Consider the following 15,873-nt stretch of genomic DNA (forward strand, 5'->3'; position numbering starts at 1 on the left):
CTGTGCTTCGTCTGATAGTTGCGACGTCAGATACCCGCTCTCAGTCCTGGAACTCCATCGATGCGCCCCACCCTACCCCGCTCCTCCCTCGCCTTGCTGATCTCCTGTGCCGCGTCGGTGCAGGCCGGCGATAGCATCGAACTCGGCCAGGTGCTGATCCAGGAACAGGAGCAGAGCGAACTGCAGGACGCTCGCCAGCGCCTGCAGCAGGTGCCTGGCGCCAGCAACCTGATCGACATGCAGCGGGTGGAGCAAGGCCGGGTCGCCAGCAACCAGGATGTGCTCGCCTACCAGCCCGGGGTATTCGCCCAATCCGCTGGCAACGATGGCATCAAGCTGTCGATCAGGGGCTCGGGTATCAACCGCGCCCCCGGCGCCCATGGCTCGGGTGTGTACACGATGTTCGACGGCCTGCCGCTGACCGGCCCGGGTGGCACGCCCTATGAGCTGTTCGAACCCCTGTGGCTGAGCCGCGCCGAAGTGCTGCGTGGTGCCAACGGCTTCGACCGCGGCGCGTTGGCCCTGGGCGGCGCTATCGACTACATCACCCATACCGGCCGCGACGCCGCACCGCTGCAACTGCGCTATGAGCTCGGCAGTCGCGGCTATGCCAAACGCCAGATCAGCTCCGGCCAGGTACTGGGTGACCTGGACTACTACGTGGCGCTGACCGATTCCGAGTACGACGGCTACCAGCGGCACAGCAGCGGCAGCAGCAAGGGCCTCGCCGCCAATGTCGGCTACCGGTTCAACCCGAACCTGGAAACACGCTTCTACCTGCGCTATCGGGAAACCGAGAATGATCTGGCCGGGCGCTTGACCCAGGAGCAGATCAAGCATGATCCGCGGGCGGCCAACCCGGCCTACCTGAGCCGTGACGACAGTCGTCCGCAGCCGGGCAGTACCTGGCTGGGCAACAAGACCACCTTCTATCTCGATGAAGACTCGCAGCTCGAAGCAGGCCTTGTCTATCACGACTATCCGATGGACCTGCGCGAAGGCCCGATGCGCCTGAAGGTCGCCTACACCGACGTTAGCGGCACCCTGAATTATCAGCGCCGCCACACGCTGTTCGGCCACGAGAGCAAAACCACCGTCGGCTGGCGCACCACCAAGCACTTGCCTAACAGCGGCGCTTCGCAATACGCGCGGGTCAATGGCGTATTCGGAGCAAAAACCCGGGATTTCACCTACCAGGGCTCGGACACTGTCCTGCATGTCGGCAACGAACTGGAACTGATCCCCGACCTATGGCTGACCAGCGGCCTGGCAGCGATCTACACCCGCCGCGAAAGTGCGGTGACCTACCCGGACAATGGCGGCAAGGTCAGCCAGAGCGACTGGGACTATGCCCCGCGCCTGGGCTTGCGCTACGACATCAGCCCGCAGTTGCAGGTATACGGTAACCTGAGCCGTTCGGTGGAGCCGCCGCACCCCTGGTCGCTGGTCTGGAGCTCGACCAGTAACACGCAACCGATTGAAATGCAGAACCAGACAGCCACCACCCTGGAGCTGGGGGCCCGCGGCGAGTCGGCCATCGGCCGCTGGGACCTGGCCTGGTATTACTCGGACGTACGCCATGAGCTGTTGGCGGTGGAGATCGTGCCAGGCCAGCCGGCCAAGGAGTTCAACGCCAGCCCGACCGTGCACCAGGGCATCGAGGCCGGTCTCGACAGCCTGCTGTGGCAGCGCACTGGCGTCGGCAAGCTGAGCCTGCGCCAGGCCTACACCTTCAGCGACTTCCACTACCGTGACAACGACAGCTTCGGCGACAACCGACTGCCGGGCATCCCTATGCACTACTACCAGGCCGAGCTGCGCTTCGACCTGCCCAGCGGCCTGTATGCAGGGCTCAACACACAGATGGCCTCCAAGGTCCAGGTCGACTACGCCAACAGCTACCCGACCGACGCCTATGCCATTCTCGGCGCCACCCTGGGCTACAACTCGCCGAAACAGGACTGGCAGACCTGGCTCGACCTGCGCAACCTGACCAGCAAGCGCTACGCCGCCACCGTCACCCCGGGCTACAACGACAACGGCGCGGACATTGCCCGCTCGACCCCGGGCGAAGGCTTCGGGGTCTATGCCGGGGTGTCGTACAGCTTCCGTTAACTGGGCAGTTGCACCTGTGGTTTGGTGGACACGAAGATCGCCCAGCTGGACATGAACAGCGCGGCGATCAGCGGGCCGATGACAAAGCCATTGAGGCCGAAGACCGCAAGCCCGCCCAGGGTGGAAACCAGGATCAGGTAATCGGGCATCTTGGTGTCCTTGCCCACCAGGATCGGGCGCAGCACGTTGTCCACCAGGCCGATGACGAACACGCCAAAGGCGGCCAGCACCGCGCCTTGCCAGAAGGCGCCGGTGGCAACAAAGTACACCGCCACCGGCGCCCAGACGATCCCCGCGCCGACTGCCGGCAGCAGCGACAGAAAAGCCATCAGCACGCCCCAGACCAGGGCGCTGGGGATGTCGAGAATCCAGAAGATGATCCCGCCCAGTGCCCCTTGGGTCACCGCCACCAGCAGGTTGCCCTTGACCGTGGCGCGTACCACGCGGTTGAACTTCAGTTGCAGGCGGCGCTTTTGCTGTTCGGCCAGCGGCACCGCGGTGCGGATCTTGCGCACCAGCTCGGCGCCATCGCGCAGGAAGAAGTACAGCAGGTAGAGCATGATGCCGAAGCTCACCAGAAAATCGAAAGTACCCTGGCCGAAGCTGAATGCCTGGGTAGCGAAGAACTGGCTGCCTTGCATGGCGCCCTTGGTGATCTTGTCGCGCAGGCCGGCCAGGTCGCCCATGCCCATACGCTCGAGGAAGTTCTGCACAAAGGCCGGAAGGATGTTTTTGAAGCGTTCGATGTAGCCGGCCAGGTCCAGCTCGCCGCTTTCGACGTTCTTGTACAGCGCCGCACCCTCCTGCACCAGCAGGGTACTGATGATGATCACCGGCAGGATCGCGATCACCAGGCAGATGAACAGGGTCAGCCCGGCAGCCAGGTTGCGCCGCCAGCCCAGGCGCGCCAGCAGGCGGCGTTGCAGCGGGGCGAAGACGATACCGAGGATCACCGCCCAGAACACCGCGCCATAGAACGGCAGGAGAATCCAGATGAAGGCGACGGTTACCAGCACCAGCAGTGCCAGTAACGCCTTGTGTTGCATGACGGTTTCGTTCATGTGCGCTCCTTGTGCGTTCTATTCATTAGTGCGCCGGGCATTGCCAAAAGTGCCGTTGATGCAGATCAATAAACACTCGCTGCAGCCGGCGTAGCATCCGCGCCTTTTGCCGCGACCCGATCATGACCCTTCTCGCCAAACCCGAACTGCTCGCCCCCGCCGGCTCACTGAAGAACATGCGCTATGCCTTCGCCTATGGCGCCGATGCCGTGTATGCCGGGCAGCCGCGCTACAGCCTGCGCGTGCGCAACAACGAATTCGACCACGCCAACCTGGCCCTGGGTATCAAGGAGGCTCAAGCCCAGGGCAAACGCTTCTACGTGGTGGTCAACATCGCCCCGCACAACGCCAAGCTCAAGACCTTCCTCAAGGACCTGGCGCCGGTGATCGAGATGGCCCCGGATGCACTGATCATGTCCGACCCGGGCCTGATCATGCTGGTGCGCCAGAACTTCCCGCAGATGCCGATTCACCTCTCGGTGCAGGCCAACACGGTGAACTGGGCCAGCGTCGAGTTCTGGCGCAGCCAGGGCCTGACCCGGGTGATCCTGTCGCGTGAGCTGTCGCTGGAAGAAATCGAAGAGATTCGCCAGCAAGTGCCGCAGATGGAGCTGGAAGTCTTCGTCCATGGCGCCCTGTGCATGGCCTACTCCGGCCGTTGCCTGCTGTCGGGCTACCTCAACCGGCGCGACGCCAACCAGGGCAGTTGTACCAACGCCTGCCGCTGGCAGTACAAGGCCACCCCGGCAAGCGAGAATGTCACTGGGGAAATCGTCCGCGAAGTGGAACCGACCCTGGGCCTCGGCGCGCCGACCGAACAGGTATTCGTGCTGCAAGAGAGCAACCGCCCCGAAGAAGACATGCCGGCCTTCGAAGACGAGCACGGCACCTACATCATGAACGCCAAGGACCTGCGGGCAGTGCAGCATGTTGAAAGGCTGACGCGCATGGGCGTGCATTCGCTGAAGATTGAAGGCCGGACCAAGTCGCACTTCTACTGCGCACGCACAGCCCAGGTGTATCGTCAGGCCATCGATGACGCGGCAGCCGGGCGCGAGTTCGACCGCAACCTGATGCTCAACCTCGAATCACTGGCCCAGCGCGGCTATACCGAAGGCTTCCTGCGCCGGCATGTGCATGACGAGTATCAGAATTACCAGCGCGGCAACTCGGTGTCCGAGCGCCAGCAGTTCGTCGGCGAACTGAGCGGCGAGCGGGTCAACGGCCTGGCCGAAGTGCGGGTGAAGAACCGATTTGCCGTGGGTGATCATCTGGAATTGATGACGCCCAAGGGCAACTACCATTTCGACCTGCATCAATTGCGTGATCGCCAGGGCGGCGCGATCGAGGTTGCGCCGGGGGATGGGCACACGGTGTATCTGCCAATCCCCGAGCAGGTGGACCTGGCCTTCGGCTTGCTGCTCAGGGATTTGACTCATTGAATCAAGGTGCGGACTTGGCCACCGTCGCGCTTTCAACCTCGCGAATCACCTGCAAGCGATACTGCGGATCGGCCTTGATCTGCGCCTCGGTGAATGGAATCACCTGCCATTGCTTGGCCGAGAACGCCCGGGTCTGGTCGCTGGCATGAGCCGAACCCGCTTCACTGGACTCGGAGAACGCCAGCATTCCCAGGGCATGCGGGCCCAGGTCATCGAAGGTCACCAACTGCAGGTAGCTGGTGCCACTGACTACCAGGCGCTTGTCGGCGGCAACCGGTACGCTCTGGATCGCGTTGTATACGCCAAGGCTCGCCGGCCCGCCATGAATCGGCGTGCCATCGGCAGCCTGCTGGATCTGCCCCCAGCGCGCGTCCTCGGCGAAACCGGCCTTGCTCACCTGAGCGATTGAAGCCAGGGCCGCCTCACGCAAGGCATTGGCCACCTCGGCCTGATCGACCGCCAACCCGCGCGGCGTGTGCTGCGGATCGGCGGCGTCGAAACCGACGCGCCAGATGTCCTTGCGCCCCTGCAGGGCCTGTAAGATGTTCTGGAAGTGCACCAGGCCAAGGCCGCTATCGAGGTTGGCGCGTTGGTCCCAGGCCTTGAGGCTCGCACACAGCGCGCCGAGCCGGGCATCAGACGCTTGAGCGGCACACCAGGTGAGCAGGTCGGGCATGACCAGTTCGGCGACATATACCTGGTTGTCCATGACCATCTGCTGCAGGTCGGCCGGGCTGATCTTGCCCTTCTCGCTCAGGCTCGCCAGGCGCTGCAGGGCGAAGCGGCTGCGCGGCCCCAGCGGTTGGTCTTCGCGGCTGACCAGCGGCGAATAGCCTTGCAACGGTGTGGCCGGGTTGACCATCCACGCCGAGTCGTTGGAATGCTGGACGAAGTCCTTGCGGCTCAGGCTCGGCAGCAGTTGTGCGGGGAAGATGCCGGCCTGGGCGGCCCGCGGGTCGACCTTCCAGTTACAGGCACTGCGCGAGCCGTCGAGCACGATCAGCTCCTGGCCGGCGGCCGGGTCGCTGCAGGTGGCCAGCAAGGCGGCGTCGACATAGGGCACTACCGACTGGTTCAAGTACAGCGCCTGGCCCTTGGCATCCACCGCCAGGGTATTGACCCAGGGAATTCCCTGCAGACGCTGCACCGAGGCCTGCAAGGCCTTCAGGCTGTCGGCGCGATTCATCGCATCCCACTGCTCCAGCACCCGGGTGTTTTCGATATTGGCATCACGCAGGCTGAACGCGTGCTGCTTGTCCCAGTCCAGGCGCCCCGGCCATTGCACGATCGGACCGAACACCGAGCTGTAGACCTCACGGGTCACGGGCTTGAGCTGGCCGTCCTCGCCCTTGACCGTCACGCTCAGGCGCTGGTGGGTCATCGCCTGCGACTTGCCGTCGAGCAGGTAGCGGGTCGGGTCCTTGGGGTCCAGCTCCAGGCGGTACAAGGTGAAGTGCTTGGAGGTGTCAACCGTGTGGGTCCAGGCCAGGTGCTGGTTGAAACCGATATTGATCAACGGCAAACCCGGCAAGGCCGCGCCCATGGCATCCAGCTTGCCTGGCAGGGTCAACTGCATCTGATAAAAGCGCATACCGCCCGCCCAGGGAAAGTGCGGGTTGGCCAGGAGCATGCCGCGGCCATTGAACGAGCGCTCGGCACCGATGGCCACGGCATTGCTGCCGCGCTCGACGGCAAACTGCTCCTGGCGCAGTTGGGCGGCGCTGAGGTCCGGGCGCAACTGGGCGACCACATTCGGCGGCGTGGCCCCGGCCAGGGCTTCGGCGAACTGGCCTACACCGCCTTCGACCAGCAAGCGGCGGGTCAGCTTGACCAGGTCAAGGGTGGTGATCGGCCGCAACCATTCTGCCTGCAGGCACTGCGCGCCCTGCCCCTGGGCCTTGAACTCGGCCAGCGCGCGGTTGTAGCCCTTGGCATAGCCTTCCAGGCGTGCGCGCATGGCCGCCGGTTGCGCCTGCCAGAAACCGAACACGGCGGTTGGCGTATTCAGCCAATTGAAGAACAGGTCGCTGGGCAGGTTTTCGCGCTGCTCGAACGTGCGCTGGGCGGGGCCGAAGTAACGCGAGCGCTCGCCATTGACGGTGACCACTTCGTTAGCCAGCAGGCACAGGTTGTCTTGTGCGTAGGCGTAACCGATGCCGTAACCCAATCCCTGTTCGTCCTTGGCCAGGATGTGCGGTACGCCGTAACTGCTGCGGCGGATTTCGGCCGAGGCATCGCCCGCGGCCAAGCGCGCCTGGGCGGGAAGGCTCAGGCCGGCAAGCAGCCCGGCCAGACAAACGGTTGCAAAAGGACGGGGGTTGATCACGCGCACTCCAGCTCAATCAGGGGAAAGGTCGTTCTGACTGAACGAAGTGCGCCGGAAAAATTTACGGGATTGGCCCGCTCAATACGTCTTTAGAGGGTGAGCCTGGAGATTTTTTTCATCAGGTACTGCAGTTTTGCCGCGCTCATTCGTCTTATAGGTGTAGGCAAACACTTTTGCTTACCTGGACAGGCCAAGAAATGGAGCATTCACATGTACAACCAGCAACAGTCAGCGGTGATAGCTGGATCTGGCCGCACGACGAGCCAACCTGTGACTGAACGAACCGAAGCCGGCGACATCGAGCGCCCTGGCAATGAACACATCCGCGAGCTGCTCAAGGCCTTCGGCCTGCGCACCAGCCTGATTCGCCTGAAGGTCATCGATGCCCTGCACATGGCTGATCGCAATGGCCGCAGCATTGGTGTACGAGGGGTGCACAGCCAGCTCGAACAGCTGGATATCCCGCTGTCGTTTCTCAGTGTCCGCGAAGTGCTCAAGCGCTTGTGCGCCGAGGGCGTGATCAGCCTGGGCAGCGACAAATGCTACAGCCTCAACCCCCAGGCCCGGGCAGTGCTTGAGCAGTCGATTTCTCGCTGAGCGACCGGCCGGCAGCCAGCCGGCCGCGCTTATGGCCTCAAGGCTTGACCTTGCGGCGCATGATGCCGTTGACCACCACTACAACCACTGCCACCGCGATGGCGATGTACTGGAACACTTGCTCGCTGATGGTCCCCTGCTTTTGCAGATAGGACAGGCCGAGCATGATCCCCAGCACCAGCAGGGAGATCAGGATGGAGTATTTCAGACGTTGACCTTGAGTCATTGGGTAGTTCCTTGCGACATCGACAAAAAGCCCCGAAGCGGGCCGTGCGCATGATACATCCTCACCTGCCAGCAGCGGACTATTTCCCGCTTCTGCCAGCCACAATGCTTCGCCAACATGGTCTCCCAGGCCACCGCCCAGACAAACGGAAGAACAACCATGTGGATGCGAACCCTGCTGACCAGCCTGATGCTGCTTGGCCCCCTCACCGCTCAGGCCTTGTCCACCGAATCCCAACCCCGGGCGGTGTTGCTGGAGCTGGGTGCGCAACTGGCTAATAGCGCCGGCAGCAACCAATGGCAACAACTCTGGCAACGTACCCGCCAGGCCGGACACCTGCACAGCAGCCCGCAAGTCCTGCATTTTGATGCACCACAGGCACAGATTCCGGCGCTGGTTTCCAGCACCCTGACCAGGGCTGATGAGGCGCTGGCGCTGAAGCAGACGCACGTGCGCTATCGCCGCGATTTTCACCCCAGGATTATCGGCAAGGATGGCCCGCGTGAGTTGACCGCCCTGTGCGTGTGGGTCGACTGGCGCAGCTTCCCCGAGCAGGGGATCAGCCGCCCGGCCGGCTATCTAGGCCAGGTCAGCCTGTTGCTGGCGCGCCCTTGTGACTGAGCATGGGTAGGTCGACCAGGAAGCGGCGCTATTGCCATTTCAACCAGTAATCAAGGCGTGGCGCCCGCCCCTCAATTGCTTTCCCACCCCCAAGCATCGCCAGTCCTACGCAAAGCGTACAAAAAGCCCGCCCCTCCTGCCCCACTTGCTGCCTAGCCCGCGTTCCGCCCGGTAGCCGAGAATCCAGCTCAAGCCACGACAGACAGACGCGAATAGTCGCGTTGACGCTGCCTGCAATGGCTCTAGCCACCTGGCACGGATCATCAAGGTGCCGAACTATCGCCTACAAGGAAGTCATCATGGAACTGAGCGACCTGAACCGTATCGACGTCGATCAACTGCCTCATTCGCTGCAAATGCTGATCGAATGTCTGGGCATCGAGAATGCCTACAACCTGACCTGCGCATATGGCGGACGTCCCAAATACATTCCCAAGCACCGCGAACGTACCGCACTGGCGCAAGTACTGCCCGCGCCAGCACTGGATGCACTGATCAAACGATATGCCGGCATGGCCCTGGAAATTCCCAAGGTTGACCACTTCCTGCGCCAATTGCGCAACCAGCAGATTCAGCGGGAAAGCGCCGACGGCCTGTCTCGCAGCATGCTCGCCAACAAATACGGACTGAGCCTGCGCCAGATCGGCAACATCCGTCGTCAGGAAGCCTGTTCACGCTAAACACCAGCACCTTGAACCGAAAACTGCGCCCCCAGAAGCAAACCGCACAATGATGTGCACTCAAGACAAGGAAATCTCTGATGGCAACAATCGACAATGGCCTCATCGGCTCGGTCATGAACGCCCTGCCTCTGGACCGGATGATCTCGGGACCTTTGCAGGCGATGATCCAGGCGCAAACTTCGGCAAGCAAGTCCTACGCCGACTTTCTCATGGGTGTGTGCATCCAGAATGGCAAGGCCGTGGCCATTCAATTTGACTACGACGAAACCATCACCGATGAACAAGGGGTGTACAAGGGAACTGTCTCGAAGAAGATGCAGATCCCGCTGCTGGCAGCGGTCACTCACCCCAACATCGTCATCGAAGAAGGCAACATCGAATTCGAACTGACCATCAGCCAGCAAGCCGAGAGCACCGAAGAGAGCGGCAAAGAAGCAAGCTTCGGCGCTTCGCTGGGCTGGGGCAAATTCGGGCTCAATGTCAAAGGCCAGGTCAGCCACAAATCCACTCAAACTCGCAAAACCGATACCCGTGCACGTTACGCCTTCAACACCAAGGTACGCCGCCAGGACCCACCCGAGGCGCTGATGCGGGTCATCGACTTTCTCACCGACGCTGCGACCAAGCCTGTGGTCATGGCCGGTGCCACCGCGCAAAACCTCGATGCGATGCCGGTTTCGGCACTGCCGATGCCCGACGAACGCCGCAAAGAAGCAGCCATCTGATCGTGCAGCATCAATAAAAATCCAGGCCTCTCATTTTCGAGAGGCCTTCTGACGAGTACAAGGAGTGGCAACGATTGGACCAAACCCCGGCAGTGAACGCCCCCATTACCGCCAGCGACCTCTGTGACATTACCCGCGGCCTGCAGGAGGCCGCTGCGGCCACCAACCACCTGATTGCCCAGCAATACATCAAGCTGTTCGACCAGTTTTTTGATTACGACGCCGAGGCGCTGGGTGCGCCAATGAAAGCCAAGATGGTCGAAGTGGCGATCGATGACCAGCACACGATGCAGATCCCGCTGATCGCACTGGTGTCGCCGCGAGGGCTGGCACTGGAGCGAATGCAGGTTGACCTGTCGGTGCGGATTCAGAACACCGAGACCACCGAGGCCAGTGAAAACCTGCAGCGCGAACGCTTCTATGTGACGGTCGGCGGCCAGGGTAAACGCAACAACGACGCCCCCCGAGATCCCGATGAAGTGCAGATCCGTATGCAATTCCAGGCCTGTGATCCACCTGAAGCGCTGAACCGGCTGATTGAGGAGTACACCAACCTGATTACCCCGCAGCGCTTGCCCACCCTGCCCAAGCCCACGGACGACAGCAACGAGTTCATCGAAGCAGCGGCCGTGCGCTGAACATTACCGCCTCTAGAAATCGCGTTTGTAGAAGATATCCAGGGAGCTGGCCAGGCCACTGGCCGCCTCCAGGTAGACCTTCTTGCTGAGCTTGTAGCGCAAGGCAATGGTGTTGGCCGGCTCGAACACTCCCACCCCGTAACGCAGGCTCAAGCGCTCGGTCAGATTACCGCTGGCAACCACTGCGGTATTGTTGCCGCTACCCTGGGTGTCGAGCTGGAAGTCATCGATACCCAGGCTCGAAGCCAGGCTGCCGGTGATCCCGGCACTGCCTGCCAGGCCCAGGCCGAGCGCCGCTTCAGCGAGCATGTTGTTGTCCTCCCCGGTAGTGCCCAGCGGCCGCCCGAGCACCAGATAGGACAGCGCCTGCTCCTGGCTCATGGCCGGCTCCGAGAATACCTGGGTGGTGGGCTGCTCGGCGCTGCCGCTCAAACGGATCCCGGCAATCACGTCGTCGGTCTTGCGAATGGCCTCGATATCCAGGTACGGCTGATCGATGGGGCCGGCAAACAGCAGGCGCGCGCGGCGGATGGTCAGGCGCTGGCCATAGGCACGGTAGCGGCCATCGGCCAGGCTCAGTTCGCCTCGGGTATCGAGGTTATCGCCGATATGCACGTGGCCCAACAGGTTGGCGGTAAGGCCAAAACCGCTGAACGAGAGTTTATCCTGGCCCACCTGCACGTCGATATCCATGGCCATGGCCATCGGCGCTTTGCCCTCCTCGGTCTGATGCCCAAGGATCACTGTGTCATCGGACACCTTGACCGTCGACGGCGGCAATTCACGCACGGTGATCTTGCCCTTGGGCACCAGCACCTTGCCGGTTACTGCGAGCTTGTCGTCAATCAGGCTGATCTTCAGGTCCGGGGCCACTTCGAGGGCCGCGTAGGGTTCGACGTTGACCGGCAGACGCTGGCCCTGCAGCGCCAGGTTTACGGCCAGGGCCTGGCCCCAGCCGACCTGCCCGTTCAGGCTGCCCTGGCCGCTTTCGCCGCTTTTCCAGCTGCCGTTGAGCTGGACCTGTTCGCCGGCGATCAACGCCTGCAACTGCAGGTCCTCAAGGCTGATCGGCAGCTCGGCGCCGCTGATTTCGCCGCGCACAAGGTTCAGGCTGCCATTGACCTGAGGCGCCAGCAAGGTACCAGACAGGCGCCCGCTGCCGTTGAGCTGGCCGTTCAGGCGTTCGACCATCGGCGCGAACGGGCGGCCGATGGCCAGGTCCAGGCCGCTGAGACGGAAGTCACCACTCAAAGGTTTGTTTGTTGCCAGTGGATCAAGCCGGGTGTTGACCGCCAGCTCGCCGAGCTTGTCGCCCTGGAAATCCAGGCGGGTGTCGATGCGCCGCGGGCCCAGGGTGCTTTGCAGGCGCAGGGTCTGGTAAGGGAAGTCCAGCCACTGGTCCTTTTCACGCACCCGCAGGGTGCCGCCACTGGCATCGATGAGGATGGTGCCCTTGGGCCCGCTGGCCGGCACGTCGAGGTTGATGTCGGCATTGAGCAGGCCCTGCCAGGCGAAGTCCTTGGGCAACCACTGCGCCAGGCTTTGCAACGGGAACTGCTTGAGGTGATAGCGCAGGCGCGGTTCGGGCGCCAGGCGCTGGTCTTCGCCGCACAGGCTGGCCTGGCCGGAACGCCAGCAATGGGCGCCGAAATCCACCTGGCCGCTGGCCAGGCGTTGCAGTTTTGCCGGCGCCTGCAGGCGCCAGTCCTGGCCGCCGGCCTGGATTTCACCGCTGGCCAGGCGCCCGCGCCAGTTGCCCTTGTCCAGTTGCCCATCCAGGCCCAGGTCCAGCTTGAGCTGCGGCCCGTCCAGGCCCAGTTGCAGTTTTTGCTGGCGAATGTCACCTGTGCCTTTGGCGGTGAACATGCCAAGGCCGGTATCGCCCAGGCGAATGCTACCGGCCTCAAGGTCAATGACCGCGCGTTGCGCGTTGTCCAGGCGCGCATCCAGGCTCAGGCGCTGCACGCGATTGTCGGCCTGGGCCAGTTGCTGCCCCTGCAGCACAAAGCTGCCCTGAGGTGCCTGCAAGGTACCGGCAACCTCAAGGCGGCCTTTGACCTGGCCCTGTAGCTGCGGCCAGAGCTGGCCCAGGCGCGGCAGGTTGATATCGATCTGCCCGGCCAGACGCTGTTGCAGGCTGCCGCTGCCATTGATGTGGTTGTCGCCCAGGCGGATGTCCAGTGTGCCCAGGGTCCATTGCTGCCCTGCCCCTTGCGCCACTGCTTTGAGCACAGCGGGCTGGCCACGCAGGCGACCCTTGAGGTCAAGGTCGGCATCCAGGCGCAACTCACCGTTTTTCATCTCGCCCTTGCTGCGCAACGGGCCGGCCAGGGTGCCGGGCAACTCGGCCAGCCAGTACGCCGGGTTCAGCGCCGACAGCTCCAGCGCCGCATCCCAGGCCACGCCATCGGCGAACTGCACGCCGACACTGCCGGCGGCTTTGCCTTGGCCAGCCGTCAATTGAAGTTGTGGCAGGCTGACCTGCTTGAGGTCGCCCTTGAACGGGCTGCTCAGGCTGAACGCTCCGGCCGGGCCGTCCAGGTCGCCTTTGAACTCACCCTGGTAGTTGCCATCGCGGTATTGCACCTGGCCAATAAAGCGGCGCAAGGCAACTTCCGGTGCAGGATCCATGGGATACAAGCGCAGCCAGGGGAAATCCAGCCAGTCGATGCTGGCTTCGGCGTTCAGGCCTTGCTGCCAGTCGGCCTTGGCCTTGAGCTTGAGCGCCTGCTGCGCACTGGCGCTAAGGTCCAGGGCGCTGAGTTCTGCCCCCCTGGCATCTACCCGGCCTCGCAGGTCGAGCGCCACCGGGCCCTGTTCGGCAGGCAAGCTGGCTGAACCGAGCAGTTGATAGCCGCTTTGCAGGTTGCCCTTGGCGCTCAGTTGCAACTGGTTCAGTTGCAAGGTGTCGGGCAGCGCGGCCGAAGGTTTGAACGCCTCGCTGCTGATCTGCAGTTGCGCTGGCAGGTTGTGCGCCAGCGCCTGCAACTCGCCGCTCAGGCGCGCTTGCAGATAACCGCTGCTGTCAGCCGTGAGCTTGAGGGTTTTCTGCAGGTCGCCGTCAACCTGCAATGCCAGTTGCCAGGGTTGCCCGTCGACACTGGGCAACTGCAGTTGCCCCTGGGCCTGCAATGGCCAGTCGGCTTCGGGCTTGAGCAGGCCCTGCAGGTTCAGCTTCAGATCGTCGCGCTGCAGTTGCAGGCTATCGATCTGCAACCCACCCGAGGTCCAGTGCGCCGCCAATTGCAGTTGGCTGAGCTGTTCGTTGCCGTCCAGACGCAGATGGCCGATGCGCACAGTGCCCAGTTCGATGGCCAGCGGCAGCTTGAGTTCCGGCAGTTGCAACGGCCCGCTGTCGGTCTTCGGCTCGCCGGGGGCAAAGGCCAGGTTGACCTGATCGGCTTCCAGCCGCCCGATGCACAAGGTCCTGCGCAGCAGGCAGGCAGGCGACCAGGCCAATACCGGCGCCACCAGCTCGACGCGATCGCCGCCTTGTTCCCACAGCAAGCGCTCGGCTTGCCACTGCCCGGCCAGGCGCCCTTGAAAGTTATCCAGTTGCAGCCCCGGCACCAGCCCAAGTGCCCAGCGGCTGCCAGCCTGGGTGCCGAGCAACAGCCCCACACCCAGCACCAGCAACACGAGCAGGGCCAGCAGGCCAAGAACGATGAATTTGATAACGCGACTCACAGTTCCGGCCCCATGGAGAAGTGCAGACGGAAACCGCCGTCGTCATCCAGCGCACGGGCCAGATCCAGACGCAGCGGCCCGACCGGAGACACCCAGCGCACACCGATACCGACACCGGTCTTGAGGCTGGGTAGTTCCAGATTGTTGAATGAGTTGCCCTGGTCAACGAAGGTCGCCACCCGCCATTTTTCGGCGACCGAATACTGATATTCGGCGCTGGCGGCCACCAGGTAACGGCCACCGATGCGATCGCCATCGGAGTTCTTTGGCGACAGGGTCTGGTAATCGTAGCCACGCACGCTCTGGTCGCCACCGGCGAAGAAGCGCAGCGAGGGCGGAACGGAATTCTTGTAGCTGTTGGTGGCACTGCCGCCAAACTGCACACGGCCGAGGAAGCGATGGTTCTGGCCCAGGGTGGTCAGGCCCTTGAGCAACACATTGGCGTGCAGCAGGTTGGTGTCGGAAACCAGCCCCTCCTTGGCCGCCTGCACATCGAACTGCAGGCGATAGCCATTGTGCGGGTCGATGCGGTTGTCACTGCGCAGGTATGAATAGCTGATGCCGGGCATCAGCAGGTTGCTCAGGCCCGAGTCGTCCCCGAGCTTGTATTCTTCGCGCTGATACTTGAGCGAGATGACCCGCTGCCAGCCGCTGGGCAGTTTGCTGTGCCATTCCGGGCCGACGGTGAGCAGTTTGCTCAAGGTGTCGGTGCCGGCGATTTCTTCGTTCTGGTAGCCGCCGGCAAAGCGCAGTTTGTCGGTAAGCGGTGGGTCGAGCGGGATGTCATACCACAGGCCGACGTTCTGCCGTGGCGCCGACAGTTCGGTCTCCCAGCCATAGCTGTGGCCTTGCGGATTGACCCAGTGGCGGGTCCAGTTAGCCTTGCCGCGCGGCCCGACGTCGGTCGAGAAACCCAGGCCAAGGCCCATGGTTCGCGGCTTGCGGGTGTCAAGTTGAACGGCCACCGGGATGCTCTGCTCGACTGCGGCGGTGGGCGCAGCGTCGACCCGTACGCCCTCGAAGTAGCCGCTCGATTGCAGGGCATTGTTGAGCTCGGCGATCAGCTCGGAATCGTAGGGGGTATCGGCCTTGAACGGCACCATGCGTTGCAGCAGGTCTTCATCGAGCGGTGTATCGCCGGCGAAGCTGACCTTGCCCAGGCGGTAGCGCGGGCCGCTGGCGTAGATCAGTTCAATGTCGGCGACACCGGCCTGGGGATCGACCGCCAGGCGCTGGCGGACGAAGTGGCCGCTGAAAAAACCGTAGCGCGAGGCCTGGTTCTGGATCAGGCGCTTGGCGTCTTCGTAATGGCCATGGTTGAGCACCGCGCCTGAGCGCAGCGCCTTGCTGTCGGGAATGCGGAAGGCTTTAAGTTCGCTGGCCGGGCCGTCGATACGGATGGTCACATCACGCAGGTGCACCGGCTCGCCGGGATCGATGGTCAATACCAGTTGCGGGCCCTTGTCGGCCTTGGCGGGCGGCTTGACCTCGCTGTCGATCTGCGCCTGGTAATAGCCCAGGGCCTGGGAGGCCTTGCGCGCCTGCTCGACTGCGCCGCGGCTGAAGCGCAACAGCGCCTCTTCATCGCGTTTACCAAGGCTGCCGATATAGCCTTCGACATTGGCCTTGAGTTCGTTATTGGCAGGTTTGACCCGGACCACCAGCTCGCTTTGCGCATACGCGCCGATGCTGGCAACCCATAGAATCAAACCGCAGGTGAATCGTCCTGAATACGTCATAGGCGCGGATGCT

General features: G+C 63.0%; 12 protein-coding genes. 7 read left to right on the forward strand and 5 right to left on the reverse strand.

Annotated elements, in window-relative coordinates:
* Positions 1-60 precede the first annotated feature (60 nt).
* The gene (locus ABIE20_RS11540; RefSeq protein WP_429505203.1) at positions 61-2,115 is read left to right on the forward strand and encodes a TonB-dependent receptor family protein; all 2,055 of its coding nucleotides are present in this window, start codon (positions 61-63) and stop codon (positions 2,113-2,115) included.
* On the opposite strand, the gene ABIE20_RS11545 is transcribed toward ABIE20_RS11540, so the two are convergent.
* Positions 2,112-3,176 (reverse strand): AI-2E family transporter, encoded by a 1,065-nt coding sequence (locus ABIE20_RS11545; RefSeq protein WP_429505204.1) that lies wholly within the window; start codon positions 3,174-3,176, stop codon positions 2,112-2,114. The genes ABIE20_RS11540 and ABIE20_RS11545 overlap by 4 nt on opposite strands.
* A 122-nt stretch (positions 3,177-3,298) precedes the next feature.
* Between ABIE20_RS11545 and yegQ the strand changes: the two genes are divergently transcribed.
* Entirely contained in the window at positions 3,299-4,618 is a 1,320-nt protein-coding gene (gene yegQ / locus ABIE20_RS11550; RefSeq protein WP_429505205.1) for a tRNA 5-hydroxyuridine modification protein YegQ, read from the forward strand.
* 1 nt (position 4,619) lies between these two features.
* Here yegQ and ABIE20_RS11555 read toward each other — a convergent pair whose 3' ends face one another.
* A complete protein-coding gene (locus ABIE20_RS11555; RefSeq protein ID WP_429505206.1) occupies positions 4,620-6,944 on the reverse strand; it encodes an acylase in 2,325 nt (774 codons plus the stop codon).
* A gap of 210 nt (positions 6,945-7,154) precedes the next feature.
* Between ABIE20_RS11555 and ABIE20_RS11560 the strand changes: the two genes are divergently transcribed.
* Positions 7,155-7,541, forward strand: coding sequence for a fe2+ zn2+ uptake regulation protein (locus ABIE20_RS11560; protein WP_429505207.1), 387 nt, complete (start codon positions 7,155-7,157; stop codon positions 7,539-7,541).
* A 37-nt stretch (positions 7,542-7,578) separates the two neighbouring features.
* Here the strand turns inward: ABIE20_RS11560 and ABIE20_RS11565 are convergent, their stop codons facing one another.
* Positions 7,579-7,767, reverse strand: coding sequence for a hypothetical protein (locus ABIE20_RS11565; RefSeq protein ID WP_093384931.1), 189 nt, complete (start codon positions 7,765-7,767; stop codon positions 7,579-7,581).
* A gap of 159 nt (positions 7,768-7,926) precedes the next feature.
* On the opposite strand from ABIE20_RS11565, the gene ABIE20_RS11570 reads away from it, so the two are divergent.
* From ABIE20_RS11570 to ABIE20_RS11585, 4 genes are all read left to right on the forward strand, one after another.
* Entirely contained in the window at positions 7,927-8,388 is a 462-nt protein-coding gene (locus ABIE20_RS11570) for a hypothetical protein (protein ID WP_429505208.1), read from the forward strand.
* A gap of 299 nt (positions 8,389-8,687) precedes the next feature.
* Positions 8,688-9,068 (forward strand): Mor transcription activator family protein, encoded by a 381-nt coding sequence (locus ABIE20_RS11575; protein WP_429505209.1) that lies wholly within the window; start codon positions 8,688-8,690, stop codon positions 9,066-9,068.
* A gap of 80 nt (positions 9,069-9,148) precedes the next feature.
* On the forward strand, positions 9,149-9,796 hold the full coding sequence (locus ABIE20_RS11580) for a DUF2589 domain-containing protein (RefSeq protein WP_429505210.1): 648 nt from the start codon (positions 9,149-9,151) through the stop codon (positions 9,794-9,796).
* A 104-nt stretch (positions 9,797-9,900) separates the two neighbouring features.
* Entirely contained in the window at positions 9,901-10,434 is a 534-nt protein-coding gene (locus ABIE20_RS11585; protein ID WP_429505263.1) for a DUF2589 domain-containing protein, read from the forward strand.
* A gap of 12 nt (positions 10,435-10,446) precedes the next feature.
* On the opposite strand, the gene ABIE20_RS11590 is transcribed toward ABIE20_RS11585, so the two are convergent.
* On the reverse strand, positions 10,447-14,121 hold the full coding sequence (locus ABIE20_RS11590; RefSeq protein ID WP_429505211.1) for a translocation/assembly module TamB domain-containing protein: 3,675 nt from the start codon (positions 14,119-14,121) through the stop codon (positions 10,447-10,449).
* A complete protein-coding gene (locus ABIE20_RS11595; RefSeq protein WP_429505212.1) occupies positions 14,118-15,860 on the reverse strand; it encodes an autotransporter assembly complex protein TamA in 1,743 nt (580 codons plus the stop codon). The genes ABIE20_RS11590 and ABIE20_RS11595 overlap by 4 nt, the downstream gene beginning before the upstream one ends.
* Between the last annotated feature and the right edge of the window lie 13 nt (positions 15,861-15,873).

It is taken from the genome of Pseudomonas sp. 2835, from assembly GCF_050435905.1.
Classification (GTDB): domain Bacteria; phylum Pseudomonadota; class Gammaproteobacteria; order Pseudomonadales; family Pseudomonadaceae; genus Aquipseudomonas.

Coding starts and splice junctions, on each gene's coding strand:
- ABIE20_RS11540 (WP_429505203.1), top strand. CDS start 61: ATGCGCCCCACCCTACCCCGCTCCTCCCTCGCCTTGCTGATCTCCTGT.
- ABIE20_RS11545 (WP_429505204.1), bottom strand. CDS start 3,176: ATGAACGAAACCGTCATGCAACACAAGGCGTTACTGGCACTGCTGGTG.
- yegQ (WP_429505205.1), top strand. CDS start 3,299: ATGACCCTTCTCGCCAAACCCGAACTGCTCGCCCCCGCCGGCTCACTG.
- ABIE20_RS11560 (WP_429505207.1), top strand. CDS start 7,155: ATGTACAACCAGCAACAGTCAGCGGTGATAGCTGGATCTGGCCGCACG.
- ABIE20_RS11565 (WP_093384931.1), bottom strand. CDS start 7,767: ATGACTCAAGGTCAACGTCTGAAATACTCCATCCTGATCTCCCTGCTG.
- ABIE20_RS11570 (WP_429505208.1), top strand. CDS start 7,927: ATGTGGATGCGAACCCTGCTGACCAGCCTGATGCTGCTTGGCCCCCTC.
- ABIE20_RS11575 (WP_429505209.1), top strand. CDS start 8,688: ATGGAACTGAGCGACCTGAACCGTATCGACGTCGATCAACTGCCTCAT.
- ABIE20_RS11580 (WP_429505210.1), top strand. CDS start 9,149: ATGGCAACAATCGACAATGGCCTCATCGGCTCGGTCATGAACGCCCTG.
- ABIE20_RS11595 (WP_429505212.1), bottom strand. CDS start 15,860: ATGACGTATTCAGGACGATTCACCTGCGGTTTGATTCTATGGGTTGCC.